This window comes from Methylosinus sp. KRF6, from assembly GCF_018887255.1.
GTDB lineage: Bacteria > Pseudomonadota > Alphaproteobacteria > Rhizobiales > Beijerinckiaceae > Methylosinus > Methylosinus sporium.
In genome coordinates, this window is record NZ_JAHLJF010000001.1 from 3711573 (window position 1) to 3731886 (window position 20314).

The 20314-nt window shown below is 64.1% G+C and carries 21 protein-coding genes and 1 pseudogene; 18 read left to right on the forward strand and 4 right to left on the reverse strand.

Annotated features, from left to right (window positions below; genetic code table 11):
* Nucleotides 1-130 precede the first annotated feature (130 nt).
* Nucleotides 131-577, forward strand: a pseudogene (locus KP010_RS17650) (UvrD-helicase domain-containing protein); the annotation flags it as partial.
* Between the two features lie 305 nt (nt 578-882).
* Here KP010_RS17650 and KP010_RS17655 read toward each other — a convergent pair.
* Nucleotides 883-2253: a HAMP domain-containing sensor histidine kinase gene (locus KP010_RS17655; protein WP_142861385.1), complete on the reverse strand. Its 1371-nt coding sequence runs from the start codon at nt 2251-2253 to the stop codon at nt 883-885.
* Complete coding sequence (locus tag KP010_RS17660; protein WP_142861386.1) at nt 2250-2927, reverse strand: response regulator transcription factor; 678 nt, start codon at nt 2925-2927, stop codon at nt 2250-2252. The genes KP010_RS17655 and KP010_RS17660 overlap by 4 nt, the downstream gene beginning before the upstream one ends.
* A 297-nt stretch (nt 2928-3224) precedes the next feature.
* Between KP010_RS17660 and KP010_RS17665 the strand changes: the two genes are divergently transcribed.
* The 14 genes from KP010_RS17665 to KP010_RS17715 all read left to right on the forward strand — a co-directional run bounded on the left by KP010_RS17665 (nt 3225) and on the right by KP010_RS17715 (nt 14645).
* Nucleotides 3225-3614 carry a hypothetical protein gene (locus tag KP010_RS17665; protein ID WP_142861387.1) on the forward strand — a complete coding sequence of 130 codons (390 nt, stop codon included), beginning with the start codon at nt 3225-3227 and terminating at the stop codon, nt 3612-3614.
* Nucleotides 3615-3696: 82 nt separating this feature from the next.
* Nucleotides 3697-5844: a TonB-dependent receptor gene (locus KP010_RS17670; protein WP_343219778.1), complete on the forward strand. Its 2148-nt coding sequence runs from the start codon at nt 3697-3699 to the stop codon at nt 5842-5844.
* Nucleotides 5777-5950 carry a hypothetical protein gene (locus tag KP010_RS23400; protein WP_343219779.1) on the forward strand — a complete coding sequence of 58 codons (174 nt, stop codon included), beginning with the start codon at nt 5777-5779 and terminating at the stop codon, nt 5948-5950. The genes KP010_RS17670 and KP010_RS23400 overlap by 68 nt, the downstream gene beginning before the upstream one ends.
* A 94-nt stretch (nt 5951-6044) precedes the next feature.
* Nucleotides 6045-6347, forward strand: a complete 303-nt coding sequence (locus KP010_RS17675; protein WP_185966369.1) for a TonB-dependent receptor — start codon at nt 6045-6047, stop codon at nt 6345-6347.
* A gap of 17 nt (nt 6348-6364) precedes the next feature.
* Nucleotides 6365-6844, forward strand: coding sequence for a PepSY-associated TM helix domain-containing protein (locus tag KP010_RS22860; protein WP_246659657.1), 480 nt, complete (start codon nt 6365-6367; stop codon nt 6842-6844).
* On the forward strand, nt 6802-7053 hold the full coding sequence (locus KP010_RS22865; RefSeq protein ID WP_246659658.1) for a hypothetical protein: 252 nt from the start codon (nt 6802-6804) through the stop codon (nt 7051-7053). The genes KP010_RS22860 and KP010_RS22865 overlap by 43 nt, the downstream gene beginning before the upstream one ends.
* A gap of 18 nt (nt 7054-7071) precedes the next feature.
* Nucleotides 7072-7374: a PepSY-associated TM helix domain-containing protein gene (locus KP010_RS23405; RefSeq protein ID WP_246659659.1), complete on the forward strand. Its 303-nt coding sequence runs from the start codon at nt 7072-7074 to the stop codon at nt 7372-7374.
* 303 nt (nt 7375-7677) lie between these two features.
* The gene (locus KP010_RS17685; RefSeq protein WP_142861389.1) at nt 7678-8499 is read left to right on the forward strand and encodes an alpha/beta fold hydrolase; all 822 of its coding nucleotides are present in this window, start codon (nt 7678-7680) and stop codon (nt 8497-8499) included.
* Nucleotides 8500-8545: 46 nt separating this feature from the next.
* Entirely contained in the window at nt 8546-9226 is a 681-nt protein-coding gene (locus KP010_RS17690) for a hydrolase (protein ID WP_142861390.1), read from the forward strand.
* Nucleotide 9227: 1 nt separating this feature from the next.
* A complete protein-coding gene (locus tag KP010_RS17695) occupies nt 9228-10445 on the forward strand; it encodes an MFS transporter (RefSeq protein ID WP_142861391.1) in 1218 nt (405 codons plus the stop codon).
* A complete protein-coding gene (locus KP010_RS17700; protein WP_142861392.1) occupies nt 10442-10690 on the forward strand; it encodes a XapX domain-containing protein in 249 nt (82 codons plus the stop codon). The genes KP010_RS17695 and KP010_RS17700 overlap by 4 nt, the downstream gene beginning before the upstream one ends.
* Before the next feature lie 53 nt (nt 10691-10743).
* Nucleotides 10744-12594 carry an amidohydrolase gene (locus tag KP010_RS17705; protein WP_210244265.1) on the forward strand — a complete coding sequence of 617 codons (1851 nt, stop codon included), beginning with the start codon at nt 10744-10746 and terminating at the stop codon, nt 12592-12594.
* 27 nt (nt 12595-12621) lie between these two features.
* On the forward strand, nt 12622-13530 hold the full coding sequence (locus KP010_RS17710; protein WP_216281275.1) for a VOC family protein: 909 nt from the start codon (nt 12622-12624) through the stop codon (nt 13528-13530).
* Nucleotides 13527-14645: a DUF1275 family protein gene (locus KP010_RS17715; RefSeq protein ID WP_210244266.1), complete on the forward strand. Its 1119-nt coding sequence runs from the start codon at nt 13527-13529 to the stop codon at nt 14643-14645. Before KP010_RS17710 ends, KP010_RS17715 begins: the two co-directional genes overlap by 4 nt.
* A gap of 28 nt (nt 14646-14673) precedes the next feature.
* Here KP010_RS17715 and KP010_RS17720 read toward each other — a convergent pair whose 3' ends face one another.
* Nucleotides 14674-15603, reverse strand: coding sequence for a LysR family transcriptional regulator (locus KP010_RS17720; RefSeq protein ID WP_142861395.1), 930 nt, complete (start codon nt 15601-15603; stop codon nt 14674-14676).
* A 112-nt stretch (nt 15604-15715) separates the two neighbouring features.
* Here KP010_RS17720 and KP010_RS17725 point away from each other — a divergent pair, with 112 nt between their 5' ends.
* The 3 genes from KP010_RS17725 (at nt 15716) to KP010_RS17735 (ending at nt 18673) form a co-directional block, all read left to right on the forward strand.
* Nucleotides 15716-16414 carry a pirin family protein gene (locus KP010_RS17725; protein ID WP_142861396.1) on the forward strand — a complete coding sequence of 233 codons (699 nt, stop codon included), beginning with the start codon at nt 15716-15718 and terminating at the stop codon, nt 16412-16414.
* Between the two features lie 60 nt (nt 16415-16474).
* Nucleotides 16475-16906 (forward strand): DoxX family protein, encoded by a 432-nt coding sequence (locus tag KP010_RS17730; RefSeq protein WP_142861397.1) that lies wholly within the window; start codon nt 16475-16477, stop codon nt 16904-16906.
* A 276-nt stretch (nt 16907-17182) separates the two neighbouring features.
* Complete coding sequence (locus tag KP010_RS17735) at nt 17183-18673, forward strand: MFS transporter (RefSeq protein WP_246659660.1); 1491 nt, start codon at nt 17183-17185, stop codon at nt 18671-18673.
* A gap of 5 nt (nt 18674-18678) precedes the next feature.
* On the opposite strand, the gene KP010_RS17740 is transcribed toward KP010_RS17735, so the two are convergent.
* Nucleotides 18679-20088, reverse strand: a complete 1410-nt coding sequence (locus KP010_RS17740) for an alginate export family protein (protein WP_142861398.1) — start codon at nt 20086-20088, stop codon at nt 18679-18681.
* Nucleotides 20089-20314 lie beyond the last annotated feature (226 nt).

Consider the following 20314-nt stretch of genomic DNA (forward strand, 5'->3'; position numbering starts at 1 on the left):
TCTCGCCACAGCCTTGGGCGCTTCAGCCCGTTAACCCGGATTCGGAGCCCTGCCCCGAGGCACACCGTCATTGCGAACAAAACAAGAATTGTGGTTCAGTCCACAGTCCGCTCACCCTGCCGATTCGTCCATGACCGCCGTCGCCTATCTCGAAAAGCTCAACGCCGAACAACGCCGCGCCGTCGAGCACGGCCTTGCTGACGGCTTGTCGGCGTCCGTCGGCAGCCCGCTGCTCATCATCGCTGGCGCCGGCTCCGGCAAGACGAACACGCTCGCCCATCGGGTCGCGCATCTCATCGTCCGGGGCGCCGATCCGCAGCGGATGCTGCTGATGACCTTCTCCCGCCGCGCCGCCGCCGAGATGACGCGGCAGGCCGAGCGCATTTGCGCCGAGGCGCTGGGCGCTAAGGGCGGCGGCGATGTCCTCGCCTGGGCCGGCACGTTTCACGCGATCGGCGCCAGACTGCTGCGCGAAACCGCCGCCTACAAGAAGCGCGAGCCAGGCGCATCCGTCCGCTCGTTTCAGATCGGGCTGACGCATGGCATTCGTCACAAGCTCCACGCGATGAAGACGGAGCGCGACGCCACGAACCGGGCCTCCGGCACCCGCGAACTCGTGCCGATCAAGCACAATGTCATAGAGGAAGAATTGGCGAAGCTCGGACTCTCTTTTCATGCGAAGCCGCAAGGGCGTCGACGCAAGGTGACGCTCGACGACTATGAAGCCGGCGTCGACGCCGGACGCCAATTCGAGCCGCATTGCAGCGTCGAAGGGACGTGAAGCACAGCAGGCGATTTCGCCGAGACGATCCAGCGAAGCGCCTTCGTCCTCTCGCGGCCTTCGCCGAAGGCTCGGCGCCTCGCTCTGCAAGCGGCAATGCGTCACGCGGCGGCGCCGAGCCGACCGAACGATAATTTGAACGTCGCGCCGCCGCCCGGCGTCTCCTCCAGCCAGATGCGGCCATTGAGCTTGGCGATGAGATCCTTGGCGATGGCGAGACCGAGGCCGGCGCCGGGCGTCGCTTCGCTCTTTCGCCAGAACGGCTCGAAGATCATTTCCCGCTCATCCTCCGGCACGCCCGGACCATGATCGATGATTGAGATAATCGCCTCATCATCGACGCACACGGTGATCTCGCCGCCCTCCGGCTCAGCGCGGAGCGCATTGTCGATGAGATTGCCGATGACCGCCGTGATCGCCGCGCCATTGCCGCGCACGTCGACAACGACGGAAGGACCGACGAACTCTATATGCCGGCAATCACGAATGGCGAGCAGCGCGGCGTCGTCGACAACGGCGCGCGTCACCGCGCCGAGATCGACGGTCTCTTCGAGCAGCGTCGGCTGCTCGCCGGCTCGAAGCGTCGCCAGCAATTGCTCGACGATATATTTGATGCGATAGGCGTCGCGCTTCAGATCGATCTTGAAGCTCGCCTCCTCCGGCGCGTCGAGCCTCGCCGCGAGCACGGCGATGGGCGTGCGCAGCTCATGCGCAGCATTCGCGGTGAAGCGGCGCTGGCGCTGCGTTCCGCGGTCCAGCCGTTCGAGCGCCTCGTTCATCGCGCCGACGAGCGGCGTGATTTCGGTCGGCACGATGCTGGAGGTCAGCCGCTGATCGAGCGAATCCATATCCACGCGCGCCGCCTCCTCCGCGACGGCCCGCAATGGCCGCAGCCCGCGCCGCATCGCGAACCATGCGGTCGCGGTCGAAAGCGATACAGCCATCACCACATAGATGTTGAGCCAACGAAACTCCTGCTGCCAGGCGTCGAAAAGATCGTCCCACCGAAACTTCTGGCCGTAGACGGCGATGTGAAACCGCCCATAGGGCGTCCATTTCTGCTCCATCAAGCCGAGAGGCGCCGACTCCTCGTCGCCCGGCAGGATGAAATGCGTATGCGTCGGACTGACGCCGATCAGATTGCGGAGCACCTCGACCAGCTCCGGCGACGAGCCGGCGAGCGCCCGTCGCTGCAAGTCGAAAGCGGCGATCTTCATTTTCGGCGCACGATCGAGCTCCGCCCGCAATTCTGCGGTCGGCGCGAGGACGGCGGCTCCGTCCGCGCCAATGGCCACAGAGGCGACGACCTGCTTTTCGGCGCGCGCCTTGGCGAGTTCGTCCCAGGTCGTCGCAAACAGCTCGACGCCGGCCATGCCGAGCCCCAGGGTAAAGACCCAGCCGAGCAGAAAGGCGGCGAGTTGCGCTATGACCAGATAGAGGACGATGCGATGCGCCAGCGACTTGGTGATCAACGCGCCTGCTCCGTCAGCAGATATCCCCGCCCTTTCACCGTGTGAATCTCGATCTGCGCGTCCAGCGTGGCGAGCTCGCGGCGAAGGCGCGATACGACCGTGTCCAACGCATTCGCCTGAACCTCCTCGTCGAGGCCATAGATCTCCTGAATGAGAATCTCTCGCGCGGCGACTCGGCTCGCGCGCTGCATCAAGGAACGCAGCAGCATCATCTCGCGCCGGTTGAGCGCGACTGGCGCGCCGCCCACCATGACCTCGTTGTTCTCGAGATCGAAGGCGACGGCGCCGACGACGATCGGCGGCAGCACGCTTCCGCCGGGACGACGCATGCAGGCGCGAATGCGGGCGATCAGCTCCTCTCCTTGGAACGGTTTGGTGAGATAATCGTCAGCGCCCGCCTCGAGGCCCGAAATCTTATCGCCGAGCGCGTCCAGCGCGGTGATCATCATCACTCTTATGCCCGGCCGCATGGCGCGCGCGCGAGATAGGAACGATATGCCGTCTCCATCCGGCAAGCGGCGGTCCAGCAGCAGAAGATCATAGGCATGCACGCGCAAGGCCGCGAGCGCATCGGCCAGAGTCGACGCCCTATCGATGATGAAGCCGGCGTGCGAGACGAGCGATGCGATGAGGCGCGCCATATCCCGCTCGTCCTCGATGAGCAATATCCGCATCGAACGACGCTCCCTCATCGTGGCAGACATGAACTGTGCGTCGTGATTGGTGGCGCAGATCGATCGCCGAATCAAGCGGCTTGCGGCTTTCATGTCGAAGGTACGGCGCCGCGGACACAGCTACACGAATTCGCCCACCGCGCGCCCCCTGCCAGACACTCGACAGGTTGCGCGCTTAAGACAGAACTCGATGCGGCGGAGTGCCGAAACCGGGATGCGAGCGAATCTCGCCGCGCCCCGCGTTCGAGCGGAAGGCGAATGTCACAAAGAGACGGAGGTCGGGAAGGCGCTCGGCGCATGATTTCGACGGCGCGCTCCCTGGTCGCGCTCGTTCTCATATTGCTGTTTGCCGCCAATCCGCTTTGCGCGCATATCCCGGCGACGGCGGGACGGCATATGGCCGACGGCTTCCCACTCGCGACAGGCCTCTCGTTCGCCGACTGCGCTCGGCCGGCGCGCGGCGCCGCCGATCCCGTCGCTCCGAGCGAGCGGCATGGCCTCGCCTGCGCGCTCGGCTGCGCGATCATATGCGGCGGCTTTGCCCCCGTCGGAGTCGGCCTCGTCGAAGCGCCCGCCGCGCCGGCGATAATCGTCGCTGACACGCCGCTGCTGCACAAAGGCGCGCGACGGACCGACAGTTTTGGACGATCCTGGTCCTCCCGCGCGCCTCCACTTTCCTTCTCCTGAACCGATCGAGCCCCGCTCGACCAAGAAGAGCCCGCAGAAATCGCCACCAACGCGCGCCAGCGGCCGCGTCAGGAGAATTTTCATGTTTCGCAACAGCCTATCGCGAGGCGCCTCCGCCGTCGCGCTCCTATTCGTCATCGATGCGTCCGCCGCCTTTTCTCAGGAATCCCTGCCGACGATCGATATCGGCTCCGCCGGAACCGGGGCTGGCGATCGCGCGCCGAGACGCGCCGAGCCCCGCGCGCCGCTCGACACGGTGGCGCCGGCTGCGAGCCGTCTCGATCTGACGCCGCGACAGACGCCGGCCTCGGTCCATGTGATGACGAGCGACGAGATGCGCGAGCGCGGCTTCGATCAGGCGCAGGACGCCGTCGCCGCTTTTCCCGGCGTCGTCGTCGGCAATAATCCGATCAGCCCGACGAGCTATTCCATGCGCGGCTTCACGGGCAATCAGATCACCGTGCTGCGCGATGGCGTCTATCTCGGGCCGGCCAATTTCATCAATCGTCCCGCCAACAGCTTCAATGTCGAGAGCGTCGAGTTGCTGAAGGGCCCGGCCTCGCTGCTGCATGGGCAGGGCGCGATCGGCGGCGTCGTCGATATTCGCACCAAGGAGCCGAGCTTCGGCCCGACGCGCTTCGACGCTTTCGTGGCTGGCGGGAGCTTCGGGACAGTCAATCTCGGCGTCGGTGTCGGCGCGCAGCTTTCCGACGACATTGCGGCGCGGCTCGACGTCAGCCGCAGCCGCTCATCGGGCTTCGTGAAGAATGCGCCCTCCGATTCGCTCAATCTCACTGCGAGCATGCTGTGGAAGCCGCAGGAGAATTTCAGCATCAAGCTGGGTATGGATTTTCTCGACGACAATATGTCGCCCTATTACGGCACGCCCCTCGTCCCGCTGCCCTATGCGCGCTCGCCCATGACCGGGGTCGTCACCTCGTCGACGGGCCTCGCGCTCGATCAGGCGATTCGCTTCAATAATTACAATGTCGGCGACGCGCTGCTGGCGACCACGCAATTCATGCCGACGGCGCATGTCGTCTACAAGCCGACGAGCGAGATCACCTTCACCGACGACGCCTATTATTTCTTCGCCGATCGCAAATGGCAGAACGCCGAGACCTACACATTCCTCGGCCCGAACAATGGCAGAACGGACGCTCTCGGCAACCCCATTCCCGCCGGAACGATCGCCCGTGATCGCTTCTATGTCTATCACGATCAGCACAAGCTCGGGAACACGCTGACGATGACGGTCGATCGACCGATCCTGGGCCTCGACAATAAATTCCTGCTCGGCGCCGACGTCAATTCGACGCATTTCATCCGCGACCGCGGCTTTCCGAGCGCGTCGATCGCCGATTATGTCGACGCATGGAATCCGAATCAGGGCGCGTGGGGCCTCTATGCCGGCGAATGGCCGATCCGCCGCTCGCCGACGCGCATAGACGATTACGCCGCGCTCTTCGAGGACGTGCTCACTCTGCGCCCCGATCTGAAGCTCGTGACGGGCGCGCGCTATGAGTTCGAGCGATTGGACCGCGTCAACTACAATCAGAACGGCACATTCTCCAACACGACGAGCTTCCGGCGCAATTTCCACCCCTTCAATTTTCGCGTCGGCATGATCTACGACGTGACGAAGGATCTTTCGCTCTATGGGCAATATACGACGGCGAAAGACCCGATCGGCTCGGCGATCTATGTCGTCAATGCGGCGCAGAATTTTAATCTGAGCAGCTCACGCCAATATGAACTCGGTGCCAAGGCGTCATTCCAGGACGGCAAGGGCGAAGCGACTCTCGCTCTCTATGAAATTCATCGCGCCAATATTCTGACGCAGACGACGCAGAACTCGGCGAGCAGCATCGGCAGCCAAATGTCGCGCGGCGTCGAGGCCTCGGCGAACTTTCTCATAACGCCGCAATGGAAAGTCTCGGTCAACGCCGCCTATGCCTATGCGCGCTACGGCTTCTTCGTCGATCCGGCGACGCTGGTGATCGGCACGGGCAATCGGCCGCCGAATGTGCCGACCTGGACCGCCAATCTCTGGACCTCCTATTCCAACATCGCCGATCTTCCCTTCGACGCCGGCTTCGGCCTGCGCTTCGTCGACTCGCGCGCCGGCAACAAACGCCAACACGCTTTTTCTCGAAGGCTATGTGCTCGCCGATATCGGCCTCACCTATCATGTCACGCCGGGAGTCGACGCGACGTTCCGCGTCAATAATCTCTTCGACAAGACCTATGTGAACTGGGCGGAAGTGTCCTATCCGGGCGAGGTGATATTGGGCGCGCCGCGCAGCGTGACTTTCGGGCTCACGATGAAATTCTGAAGTCCGGGTTGCGACCGCGGGAGAACAGAACACGGCAAGGCGGTGGGCTATGGAAGCTCGCATCAGAGCTCACCGCCGAGTCTTGGCGGCGATATTGATCATTAGTCTCTGGGTAAAATACGACGCCGATGGCGATTTCCGCGGGCCGAGCCTCGGCGCGGGCGTTCAGGCGGTCGCGCGGCAGGGCGACAACAACAGCAGCTTCCGGCTGCCCGGCTATGCAATGGCGATGTATCGCTTCCAGCCGGCGCATCTGCCCATGATGAAAAATCTGAGCTTTCAATTGAACGTGCGCAATTTGCTCGACGAGATCTATTATACGGGCGCGACCAGTCGCAACGCCATCATACCCGGCGCGCCTCGGACGTTCATTTCCTCGATGCGGGCGGAGTTCTAGAAATACGAGAGGAAGAGATGCGGCAAATCACGACCGGGCTACAGCCCCTTTCTTCCGGCGCGGTCGACGCGCCGGCCACTTCGGCGCGAAGCGCCGCCGACACACGGACGCGCGCCGACGCGCGTCGCCTCTTCGTTTGGCTCCACCGCTGGGTCGGCCTCGTCACGGCGGGCTTCCTGATCCTGGTCGGGCTGACCGGGGCGCTGCTCGCCTTCTATGGGGAACTGAGCCATTGGATCGCCCCGGAGGCCTATCCGGGGCCGCATGGCGAGACGCTCCCGCCCGCCGCCCTCGCGCGCCGCGCCGAGAGCCTCGTTCCGCAGGGGCGCGCGGTCGCCGTCTATCTCGGCGGCAAATCCGGCGCGGCCCGCGTCACGATGCAGGCAAGCTCTCCGGCTCCTTCTATCGCATCAATTTCGATCTGCATCGCGCCGGCGGATTGTGGCTGTAGGCGATGCTGCTCGTGTTCGCCTGGTCCAGCGTCTTCTTCAATCTGAACAGCGTCTATGCCGGTGTGACCAAGCTCGTCTTCGACTACTCGCGCCCGCCCTGGGAATGGCCCGCGCAGCCGCCGCGCACGGACGCGCGCAAAATGCTGGAATGGGAGGAGGCGCAGGCCGTCGGCCAGCGGCTGATGGCCGATGAGGCGCGCGAGCGCGGCTTTTCCATCGAGCGCGCCGATGCGCTCTACTACAAGCCGGCCTAGGGCCTCAACCAATATCGCGTGCGGTCGAGCCGGGATATCGGCGAGCGTACTGCGACGACTTCCGTTCTCTTCGACGCCTATACGGGCGAGTTGGTGACGCTGAGCCTGCCGTCGGGGCTGCGCAGCGGCGACACCGTCACCAATTGGCTCACCGCCCTGCATATGGCGCGCGTCTTCGACCTACCCTATCGCATCTTCGTCTGCATCCTGGGGCTGGTCATCGCCATGCTCTCCGGGACGGGAGTGTATATCTGGTGGAAGAAGAGAGCGGCCAAGTCGGCGCCTTCCGGCCGGCGCAAGCCCTGCCCGGGCGAGCCGTAGCGGCGCGCACTCGACCTCCGATCGCGCGCCCCCGACGCCGCTGTGCGCTAACGCGTATCGCCTTGAAAGCGTCGAAGAATAATCGCACCGCCGCCGGCGCCTGAACGTCGGGATCGTGCCGAGCTGCCGAGCACGATCGTTATAAGTCCACGCCGAATGTTCAAGACCAAGGCGCCGGCCGGACTTAGTCTTTCAAGCAGGCGACCAGGAAAGCATCGCCAGAACGGCTCGTGCATTTCTCTGAATGAGGTGCACGATCAGCCGCAACGCGCCTCCGATCACGGCAGCCGAGGAGCCGAGAGCATGAGCTACTTCACCGCATCCGACGGCGTAGAAATTTTTTACAAGAGCTTCGGCGACGGCCAGCCGATCGTGTTCTCGCATGGCTGGCCGCTGACGGCCGACGCATGGGAAGGGCAAATGCTGTTCTTCGGCATGCGCGGCTATCGCGTCGTGGCGCACGACCGTCGCAGCCATGGCCGCTCCCAGCAGGTCTGGGACGGCAATACGATGGACCGCTACGCGGACGATCTCGCCGAGCTGCTCGAGCTCCTCGATCTGCGCGACGCCGTTCTCGTCGGGCATTCGACCGGCGGCGGCGAGGTCGCACGCTACGTCGGACGCCATGGCGTCGGTCGCGTCGCAAAAGCCGTGCTCGTCGGCGCCGTGCCGCCGATCATGCTCGCCTCGTCCTCCAATCCAGAAGGTCTGCCGATGGACGTGTTCGACAGCACGCGCGCTGGCGTCGCGAGCAATCGATCGCAATTCTTCAAGGATCTCGCCGTTCCTTTCTATGGCCATAACCGAGATGCCGCGAAGCGAAGCGCGGGGCTAGAGGACGCCTTCTGGCTGCAAGGAATGGAGGGCGGGCTGAAGGGGCTCTACGATTGCATCCGCGAGTTTTCTGAACTCGACTATTCGCCCGATCTCGCCAAGATGACGATCCCCACATTGTTCATCCATGGCGATGATGATCAGATCGTTCCCCTCGCGGCCTCGGCACGGAAGGCCGTTCGGCTGACGCCGCAGGGCGAGCTTCTGGTCTATCCCGGCGGATCGCACGGCCTCGCCCAAACCGACCCAGAGAAATTCAATCACGACGTGCTCGCGTTCATCAAGCGCTGACGCGCGAGGCGCCGCCCAAATCCGCAATCCACAATTGGAGAACGACATGACCGCTAAGCTCGAATTGCTGACGCCGCAGAACAGCCAGCTGATCTTCATCGACCACCAGCCGCAAATGGCCTTTGGGGTTCAGTCGATCGATCGGCAGGCGCTCAAGAACAACGCCGTAGCCCTCGCCAAATCGGCGAAGGTGTTTGCGATTCCGACGACGATCACCACCGTCGAGACGGAAAGCTTCTCCGGCCATACCTATCCAGAGCTGCTCGCCGTTTTCCCCGAGGCGCCGCTCCTCGAGCGCACCTCGATGAATTCCTGGGACGATAAGAAGGTCCGCGACGCGCTGGCCGCGAATGGACGTAAGAAGGTCGTCGTCTCGGGCCTGTGGACCGAGGTCTGCAACAATTCTTTCGCCTTCTGCGCCATGCTGGAAGGCGGCTATGAAATCTACATGGTCGCCGACGCTTCCGGCGGCACGTCGAAGGAAGCGCATGACTACGCCATGCAGCGCATGATTCAGGCGGGCGTCGTGCCCGTGACCTGGCAGCAGGTCCTGCTCGAATGGCAGCGCGACTGGGCGCGGCGCGAAAGCTATGACGCCGTCATGTCGATCGTGAAGGAGCATTCCGGCGCTTACGGCATGGGCGTCGATTACGCCTATACGATGGTGCACAAGGCGCCGGAGCGCGTCTCGCATGGTCCCACGCTCGCGCCCGTCCCGGCGGTCTAGCATGGACGCGCTCGGCGGCTCTGACGAGATCGCGGCAGAGCGTCTCAGCCGCGGCTTGCTGCTCACGCTCGCCGCGGCCACCGGGCTCGCGGTCGCCAATATTTATTACAACCAGCCGATGCTCAGCCTGATCGAGGCGTCGCTGGGCCCTGGCGCGGCGACGAGCGTTCCGGTGCTGACGCAGCTCGGCTATGCGTCGGGATTGTTCCTGCTCACGCCGCTCGGCGACGTCACGCGGCGCAAGCAGCTGATCGTCGCTGAATTCGTGCTGCTCGCGATCGCGCTGGTCTTGGCTGGCGCGGCGCCCGATGCGCTCACGCTGGCCATCGCTTCGGCGCTCGTCGGTTTCGCTGCGAGCGTCGCGCAGCAGCTCGTTCCACTCACAGCGGAGCTCGCGCAGCCACAGCGGCGGGGCGCCGCCATCGGCGCGGTGATGTCGGGACTATTGCTCGGCGTGCTGCTGAGCCGCACGCTCGCCGGCTTCGTCGCCGCACAATTCGGCTGGCGCACCATGTTCCTCGCCGCGTCTCCGACGATGCTGCTGGTGGCGCTCGCTCTCCAGGCCATTCTCCCCGATGTGCGCGGCGAGCTGCGCCTCCCCTATCCAGAGCTGATGGGCTCTCTGCGGCGCCTCTGGCGCGATCTGGCGGCGCTACGGCGCGCCGCGTTCACGCAAGCTTTCCTGTTCGCGGCTTTTTCCGCCTTTTGGACCGTGCTGGCGTTACGGCTCGCAGCGCCGCCTCTCGGGCTCGGAGCCGGCTCCGCCGGCTTGTTCGGCGTGGTCGGAACAATAGGCGTAATCGCCGCGCCGCTCGCCGGACGCCTAGCCGACGCGCGCGGACCGTCCACGATCGTTCGCCTGGGCGCGGCTCTCGCGCTGGCTTCCTGGGCGGGGATGGCTCTCTGGAGCGATCTTGCAGGACTCGTCGCCGGCGTTCTGGCGCTCGATCTGGCGATGCAGGCGGCGCTCGTGTCCAATCAGCATGTGATCTATGCGCTGCGCGCCGACGCGCGCGGACGGCTCAACACTCTGTTCATGACGACCATGTTCCTCGGCGGCGCGGGGGGCTCGTTCAGCGCGATGATCGCTTGGCGGCTCGGCGAATGGCCGGCGGTCGCCGTCTTGGGGATGGCGTTCAGCGCGGCGGCGCTCGCTATTCAGCTTCGCGCCCCGCCGCGCCCGTCACTCTCACGAGAAGCAGGAAGCGAAACGCGATGAGCTCTTATCTCCTATCCCTCGGCGCCGGACTTTTGATCGGCGTCATCTACAGCCTGCTCGGCGTCCGCTCCCCCGCGCCGCCGGTCGTCGCGCTCGTCGGGCTCGCCGGAATATTGCTCGGCGAGCAGATCGTTCCGATCGCCAAACGGATCGCCGATCGAGCCGAGCTCACTCGCTTCATTCGCCATGATTGCTCGCAGCATGTTCTGGGGCCGCTCCCCACGAATAGGGACCGCGACGGCTGACGCGGACGCGTCGATATCCATCAATGACAGGCTTGCGCCACCGGAGGCTCGAAATGAAAGCCAAGGACCTGATTATCGTCAACGCCGAGGTGACGACGCTCGATCGCGCCAATCCCGTCGCCCGCGCCGTCGCGATCCGTGACGGCAAATTTCTCGCCGTCGGCTCCGAGGCGGAGATACACGCGGCGGCGCCCGACGCGGATGTGATCGACGCAGGCGGCAGGCGGCTCGTGCCCGGCCTCATCGACAGCCATATTCACGTGATCCGCGGCGGGCTCAACTACAATATGGAGCTGCGCTGGGACGGTGTGCCGACTCTCGCCGATGCGATGGCGATGCTGAAGAAGCAGGCGGAAAACACGCCGCCGCCGCAATGGGTGCGCGTCGTCGGCGGCTTCACCGAACATCAGTTCGCCGAGAAGCGCCTGCCGACTCTGGACGAGATCAACGCCGCGGCGCCCGAGACGCCGGTATTCATTCTGCATCTCTATGATCGGGCCTTGCTGAATGCGGCGGCATTGCGCGTCGTCGGCTACACGAAGGACACGCCGAATCCGCCGGGCGGCGAGATCGTTCGTGACGCCGCCGGCAATCCGACCGGACTGCTGCTCGCTCGGCCCAACGCCATGATTCTCTATTCCACGCTGGCCAAGGGTCCGAAGCTGCCGCATGATTATCAGCTGAATTCCACCCGGCATTTCATGCGCGAGCTGAATTCGCTCGGCGTCACCAGCGTCATCGACGCCGGCGGCGGATTCCAGAATTATCCCGACGACTACCAGATCATCGAGACGCTGCATCGAGACGGCGAGCTGACGCTGCGCATCGCCTATAATCTCTTCACGCAAAAGCCGAGGGAGGAACTCGCCGATTTTGCGAATTGGTCGACGAAGGTGAAGCCGGGCGATGGCGACGATCTCTATCGCCACAATGGCGCCGGCGAGATGCTGGTCTATTCCGCGGCCGATTTCGAAGACTTCCGCGTCGAGCGTCCGGACATGCCCGCGAGCATGGAAGCCGATCTCGAGCCGGTCGTGCGCCTGCTCGCCGAACGCAAATGGCCTTGGCGGCTGCATGCGACCTATGACGAGACGATCGGCCGCGCGCTCGATGTATTCGAGAAGGTCGACAAAGATATTCCGCTCGCAGGCTTGAATTGGTTTTTCGACCATGCCGAGACAATCAGCGAGCGCAACATCGACCGCATAGCGGCGTTGGGCGGCGGCGTCGCCGTGCAGCATCGCATGGCGTTTCAGGGCGAATATTTCGTCGAGCGCTATGGCGCCAAAGCCGCGGAGGCGACGCCGCCGATTGCACGCATGATGGCGGCCGGCCTGAAGGTCGGCGCGGGCACCGATGCGACGCGCGTCGCCAGCTATAATCCATGGGTCTCGCTCTCCTGGCTCGTCACCGGCAGGACGCTCGGCGGCCTCACGCTCTATCCCGCGCGCAACCGTCTCGATCGCGAGACGGCGCTGCGCCTCTGGACCGAAGCCAATACTTGGTTCTCGAACGAAGAAGGCAAGAAGGGCCAAATCAAAGTGGGGCAGCTAGCCGATCTCGCGCTGCTGTCCGATGATTATTTCAAAGTCGCTGAAAGCGAGATCGTCAACATACGTTCCGTGCTGACGCTGCTCGGCGGCAAGATCGTTCACGGCGAAGGCGACTACGCCACGCTCGCGCCGGCGCTGCCGAAAGCCATGCCCGATTGGTCGCCCGTCGCCTCCTTCGGCGGCTATCGCCGCGCGCCCGACTCCACGCGGAGGCTGGCCTCCGCCTGCGGCTGCGTTTCCGCCTGCGCCGTACATGGGCACGACCATGCGGCCGCGCTCGTCTCGCAAGTTCCGACAGCCGATGCGCGGAGCTTTTGGGGCGCCTTCGGTTGCGGCTGCTGGGCGGTTTGAATGTCGATTCCGAAATTGGAGATAAATATGCGCCGAACCAAATTCCTCGTCGCGGCCGCCGCATTCGGCCTCAGCGCCGCCATCGCCACAGCGGCTCCCGCCGCCGCCCGGCCGCGCGCCGCGACCGACTTCGCCGTGGGACCGCAATATGACACGACTCATGTCTATGTCGCAGCGGCGGACTTCGACAAATTCGTCGCGAGCTTCGTCGCGACATTCGGCGGCGAGACCAGCAAGCAGGGCCAATTCCAGGTCACGCCCACATCCAGCCTCACCAAATCGCAGCTCGTGCTCACGCCTGCGGGCACGATTTCCGTGTTCGGCTTTCTCACGCCCGTTCCCTATCCTTTCGGGGCCGAGCGCACCGGCTATCTCGTCACCGACATAGACGCCGCGGTGAAGGCGGCGCGACGCAATGGGGCGATACGGCTGATCGAAACCTTCCCCGACCCCATCGGCCGCGACATCGTGGTGCAATGGCCGGGCGGCGTGAACATGCAGCTCTATTGGCATACGGCCAAGTCGAATTATGCGCCGCTGACGAGCATCCCCGAAAACCGCGTCTATCTCACCGCCGACGCCGCCGATGAGTTCATCCGTCGCTGGACCGGCTTCGCGCATGGACGCATCCTCTCCGACGAGAAGTCGGCGCCCGGGAGCGAAGTCGGTCAGCCGGACAAGACGATCCGCCGCGTCCGCATCGCCTCCGGCTATGGCAAGCTCGCGCTTCTGGTCTCCAACGGACAATTGCCCTGGCCGTGGGGCCGCGACCTCACCGGCTATGAGGTGAACGACCTTCGAGCGACGCTCGCCAAGGCGGAGGCCGCCGGGGCGAAAGTCGTCGTGCAACCTTATGACGCCGGCGATCGACACGCGGCGCTCGTCGAATTTCCAGGCGGCTATATCGCCGAAATCCATCAGGCGCGCGCGCGATGAGTGCGACCGCCAGGCCCATCGCGGCCATTCTCTCGTCGCGATGGACGAGCTTCCTCATTCGCCTGCTGCTCGTCGCGGCCTATCTGCTCGGTGGCGTGAGCAAGCTTTTGGATTGGCAAGGCGCCGTGGCGGAACAGGCGCATTTCGGACCGCATCCGCCCACCCTCTTCGCCGCGCTGACGATCGCGGTCGAGCTCATCGGTCCGGCGCTCATTCTTCTCGATCGATTGGCGTGGCTCGGAGCTGCGGCTCTCGGGATTTTCACCTTGCTCGCCGCTTTCATCGCGAACCCCTTCTGGACGATGCCGGGGCCGGAGCGCATAGCTGCGGCGAACGCCTTTTTCGAGCATCTCGGGCTCGTCGCGGGTTTCGCTCTCATCGCCATGCTCGACCTCGGCAAGCGCGACCGAAAGCCGCTCATGGGCGATCCCTCGCAGTCTCCGCTGCCATGGCTGCTCTTGTTGCTCTCGGTCACGACCGGCCTCGTCGATGCGATCAGCGTGCTCGGCCTCGGCAAGGTCTTCACCGCGAATATGACCGGCAATATCGTCTTCCTCGGCCTCGCCGCGACAGGGGCGCCTGCCTTCGAGCCGATTCCTTATCTCGTCGCCCTCTCCGCCTTTCTGCTAGGCGCTCTCGGCGCCGGACGCATCGGTCGCGCGCATGTGGGCCTGCCGCTGCGTCGCTGGCTGACCGCGGCCGCGATCATCGAGGCGCTTTTGATCTGGGCGAGCGCGGTCATGGCCTCCGGGGTCGAAGCCACGAGCCCGCGCTCGGCGATGACGATCTATGCGATCATCGCCTTCACCGCCATCGCAATGGGTTTTCGCAACGCGACCATTCGGCAGCTGAAGATTCCGGATCTGACCACGACCGTTCTGACCTTGACGCTGACCGGCCTCGCCGCGGATTCGCCGCTCGCCGGCGGCGCCAACGCCAATTGGCCGCGGCGCCTGGGCAGTGTCGCGGCAATCTTTCTCGGCGCGGGAATCGGCGCGTTTCTCGTCGTCCATAGCGGTCTCGCGGCGCCGCTGTTCCTGGCCGGAGCGCTGATCCTGCTTGGAACCATCCTCTGCGCGCTTCATCCCTCATCGAGCGAGCCGGCAAAGGGTTGACGAGGTTTTCTCGAGAATGAAATCCCGATCAAACGTCGCTCAGCCCTTCGACCGGCAAATCGGCTGCGCCGAGCGCGACGAAGCGATCGACCAGCCACGAGGCGGCCGGGCCTGGCGGAGCCTCGCGCCGCCAAATGCACGAAAAGCGATAGAGGCCGCCCGGATGATCCGGCATGGCGAGCCGCACCAATGCGCCCGACGCCAGATCGCTCGCGACCATATGCAAAGGCATGTTGCCCCAGCCGACTCCCTCGCGCAGCAGAGCGTGCTTGGCCCCGAGATCGGCGAGCCGCCATGTACGCGGACTGATCACCGCAAAATCACGTCCCTCGGTGAAGCGCGAGCGATCCGTGAGCACGAGCTGGGTATGCTCGCGCGCGGCGCCGGGCGGGATGCGCGCCATGCGCCCGAGCGGATGGTCTGGAGCCGCGACAGGCGCCAAGGCCGCCGATCCGGCCGCTATGCTCTCTATCCCCTCGACGCCGAGCGCGAGCGGCCCCGACACGCCGATCATCGCCGCGCCGCCCTGCACCATCGCCGTGACCGCGCCGAGCGCCTCCATATGCAGCCGCAGCTGCACCGTCGGGAAATGCTGCGCGAATTCCCGCAGCACGGCCCCGACCCGCTCGGTCGGCAGCATCACATCGACGGCGAGATCGACCTCCGCCTCCAGCCCCTCGAGCAGGCCTTTGACCTTGGCGCGCAAATCATCGACGCCGCGCGAAATCGCCCGCGCCTCGGCCAGCAACGCGCGCCCGGCCACAGTGAGCCGCGGCTTGCGCGTTCCCTCGCGCTCGAACAGCTCTATGCCGAGCTGCGCCTCGAGGTTCGCGATTCCATAGCTAATGACCGATACGGCGCGATTCAGCCGCCGCGCAGCGCCAGCGAAGCTGCCGGCGTCGACGATGGCTAGAAAAATGGTCAGCTGGTCGAGGCTGGGCGCGCCGGGATTGCTCACTTTTCAACTTTCTCGAATAGTTCGACCAAAATTATCCGACTGAACAGCAAGGCGCGCAACCCTTAAATCCGTCTCCATCGACAGCGACCGATCACGCGACAGGAGATTGCAAATGATCGAACTCAGACCTTTCGACAGCCTCGGCGGCGCCGATCACGGCTGGCTCGACGCCAAGCATCATTTCTCATTCGCCGGCTATCACGATCCCGAGCGGATGCATTGGGGCAATCTACGCGTTTGGAACGACGACACGATCGCGCCGCACTCCGGCTTTCCGACGCATCCGCATCGCGACATGGAGATCGTCACCTATGTCCGTGAGGGCGCGATCACGCATCAGGACAGTCTCGGCAACAAGGGCCGCACCGCGGCCGGCGATGTGCAGGTGATGAGCGCGGGCTCAGGGATCGCCCATTCCGAATATAATCTCGAGAACGAGACGACCCGGATCTTTCAGATCTGGATCCTGCCGACGACGCGCGGCGGCGCGCCTAGCTGGGGATCGCGGCCCTTTCCCAAGGGCGAGCGCTCGGGCCGTTTCGTCACTCTCGCTTCCGGCTTCGACAATGACGGCGACACGCTGCCGATCCGCGCCGATGCGCGCGTCGTCGCCGCGACTCTCAGAGCCGGCGAGACGGCGGAATACGCGCTCGGCCGCGAGCGCAAAGCCTATCTCGTGCCGGCGAGCGGCGCCGTGCGGATCGACGATCTGCGCGTGAACGCCCGCGACGGCGCCGCGATCAGCGATGTCGAAATCCTGCGCGTCACCGCGCTGGAGGACAGCGAGATCGTACTCGTCGACGCCGCGTGACCTCGGGACCGGCTCCCGGGCGCCGGCAGCCATTCAAATCGTGAAGAAAGGATCGAGACAATGACCAATGTTCGTAACGCGGATTATGCCGCTCTGCTGCTTCGTGTGACCCTCGGCGCGCTGTTTCTCGCGCATGGGCTGCTCAAAATTTTCGTATTCACATTGCCGGGAACGGCGAAATTTTTCGAGTCGCTCGGCTATCCATCGCTGCTCGCCTATGTCGTCGTGGCCGCTGAGATCGGCGGGGGCCTCGCATTGATCTTCGGCATTCTCACGCGCGTCGTGTCCCTCACGCTCATTCCTCTGATGATCGGCGCGCTGATCGTGCATCTGCCCAATGGCTGGCTGTTTTCCAACGCCAATGGCGGTTGGGAGTTTCCGGCGCTGTGGACGGCGCTCCTGATCGTGCAGGCTCTGCTCGGCCCCGGCGCTTTCGCCGTCAGGCTCCCGCAGGCAGAAGGACAGGCGCTCGGGAGCGCCGCGCGCGGCTGAAGCAACGAGCCGGCCACCCACGACAAAGAACGAGCAGGGTGCACAGAGCGCTCATCGACGCGCTCCCCACCCTGCTCGCAAACGACCTCCGCCGAACTGCTCTGAACGACTTTGCCAGGAGATGACCGATGCACGATCTCAAATCTCATGAGACGAACGATTCGGGCCAATCCTTCTGGTCCGCGTTCCGCCATCGTGCTTTCGCGATCATATGGACCGCGACGGTCGTCTCGAACATCGGAACCTGGATGTACAAACGCCGCATCCGGCTGGCTGATGACCGGCCTGGACGCGAGCCCGATGACAGTATCGCTGATCCAGGTCGCGTCGAGCCTGCCCATGTTTCTTTTCGCGCTACCGGCCGGGGCGCTCGCCGACATCGTCGACAGACGCCGCTTCCTCATCTATGCGGAAATTTCCGTCACCATCGTCGCCGCAGCGAGCGCCGTGCTCGTCAGGCTCGATATCATCACTCCTTTCCTCTTGCTGCTCTGCACCTTCCTCCTGAGCATCGGGGCAGCCCTCACCGCCCCCGCCTGGCAATCGATCGTTCCGCAATTGGTCCCTCGCCGTGATCTCCCCGCGGCCGTCGCGGGCAATGGCGTCGGCATCAACATCAGCCGCGCCATTGGTCCAGCCCTCGCGGGCGTCGTCATCGGCGCGTTCGGAAACGCGGCTCCGTTCTGGCTCAACGCCGCGAGCAATTTCGCCGTGATCGGCGCGCTCCTATGGTGGCGTCCGCCTGCGAACACCGAGCATGCGCTGCCGGCCGAACGGCTGATGAGCGCATTGATCATCGGATTTCGTCATGCCCGCTATAATCGGCCATTGAGGGCCACTTTGATGAGAGCGGCTTTCTTCTTCTTTTTCGCGAGCGCCTATTGGGCTCTCCTTCCGCTGATCGCGCGCAGCCAAATCGAGAGCGGCCCTGCCATCTATGGCATGCTTCTCGGCGCCATCGGTCTAGGCGCCGTCATCGGCGCGTTGGCGCTTCCGCGTCTGAGGCGAGCGCTCGACGCAGACGGGCTCGTCATTCTGGGCTCCTGCGGCACAGCGGCCACATTGGCGACGCTCGGACTCGCGCGCTCGCCGACGCCCGCCTTGGCCGCATGTGTTCTCGCTGGCTTCTCCTGGATCCTCGTGATCGCGACGCTCAATGTTTCAGCGCAGATCTCGCTGCCGGACTGGGTGAGGGGACGCGGACTCGCCATGTTCGCGACCGGTTTCTTTGGCGCGATGACCCTCGGCAGCGCAGTCTGGGGGCAAATAGCCACGATGCTCGATCTTTCGACGACGAATTACGTCGCAGCGGCAGGCCTTCTGTTCGGCATTCTCCCGAGCCGCCGATGGAAGCTGTCCGCAGGCGCCGGCACGGATCTCACTCCGTCCATGCATTGGCCGAACCCGGTGATCTCGATCAATGCGGAGGCGGATCGAGGCCCAGTCATGATCAGCGTCGAATATTCTGTCGACTCCCAGCATCGCGACGCCTTTTTGCAAGCTGTCCGCGAGCTCGGCGAAGGACGACGCCGCGACGGGGCCTATGCCTGGGATATTTTCGAAGATGTCGCCCAAGAGGGACGCTTCATCGAAATCTTCTACGTCGCTTCTTGGCTCGAGCATTTGCGGCAGCATCGTCGCGTGACGAACGCCGATCGCATCCTTCAGGAAATGGTTCGCCAATTCGGGGCCGACCAGGAGCCTAAAGTCACGCATCTCATCGCCGCATCCTCGAGCGCCTCCGGCTCCGAGCGGATCGCCTCATAGGTCGTTCACCACAGAAATTTGACTTCCGCGCCGAGATAATTGCCGTCATGTCCACCAGCGCGACGAATTGTGTCGCCTGCCGCAAAATGCACGCATTCGAGCGCTGCGGAAAGATTTGCCGTGACAGCCCAATCCACGCGCAATTGCTCATAGGCGCCGGTCCAGCGGCCCGGCGATCCGGCAGTGCCAGCGACGGCGATATTCGGAAACACATAGATCGCATCCGCTGTGGTTTCACGCCATTGCAGGCCGACGCCCGCGAGCACAGTCACCTTGTCGCTCGCCGCGAGAGTGAGGGACGGTTTGAGGTGAATGAGATTCGCATAGCCGGTGAATCCCGCCAGCGTGAAGTAATAGCCATTGGGAAACAGCGGATCGAAGGTCTCGATCCGTCCATCTCCCCTGCGCCGGTCCCCAGAGGCTGCATCCGCTTGAATTCCGATGCGCGGCCTCAGCGGCAGCATCGAGAAGCGATAGCCTGCGCGCGCCCCGACAGCCCATGCGCGAATGCTCTTGGCGCCGACGCTTCCCGACTGCGCCATTCCCTCGACATCCCAATCGAATCCGTCTTTTTCTCCAGCGAAGCGAATATCGAAAATATGTCGACGCTCGCTTCCCGAAGCGTCCAGATAGGAGGCGTTTCTATTGCCGTAAAAGGAATAATATGCGGAGAGCTCGTTCTGGCCGAAGACATGCCGTTCCAGGCGTAGCGTATGGAATTGAACATCTCTCGTCGATCTATCGTCGAAAGCCTGCTCCCGATAATATTGAACCGGGCGGCTCACGAAGCCGAGAACGCGCCACGGCTCAACCTCGAAATCGAGCCACGCCGCGTCGAACGCTTGCCTGACGTTCGGACCGTCGCGATTCGAGACGAAGCGCTGGAGATCGAAAGCGAACTCCTGACGACCGATGCGCGCCTTCAGCGCGCCATCGGGGAACGCATGGCCATATTCCAAAAAGGCCAAACGAAGATCGGGGGGATTCTGATCGGCCTTTCCGAGATTTTTCTTGTCGAAGGCGCGCGCGTCCTCGATTTGCGCAAAGATCCGCCAATCCTCATTCAAATGCAAATCGGCGTGCAGCTGAATGCGCTGAAGCAGATAGCTGTCGTTCCGATTGGTCTTGCCGACGCCGAAGGACGGCGCATTGGCGAGCTCGAATCGCTCACGCAGAGTCGCGCCGAAAGAGAGATAGAAGTTCGGATCACTCGGCGACAGCAGGATGAATTTGAGCTCGTCTCCGGGCTCTGTGCGGAGGCCGGGATCGACGAGCGCGGACCAATTCTCCTGCCAACGATTGGACATGAGCCGCGGTCGGCTCGGCGCGACGCTCGCGGCTTCATCCGCATGCGCGCCGCAAGCCGAGACGATCACGATCAACGCCAACGCGTTTCCACCGCCTCGCCACGACATGATGCTCACCCCCTACGCCGAACGCTCACTACGCGATCTCGAGCCATCGCCCGAGACATGCGATCAGCGGCGTGGTCTTGCCGACGCCAGCGACAGGCGCGCCGGCCGCGGTCGTCGATCTGGACCAAGTCATCATCGACCCTCACGATTTTTCGCGACGATCGAATACGCCGGCTGCTGCGAAGCGTCTTGCATGTTCGTATGCGCTATTTCACAATCGTCCCGT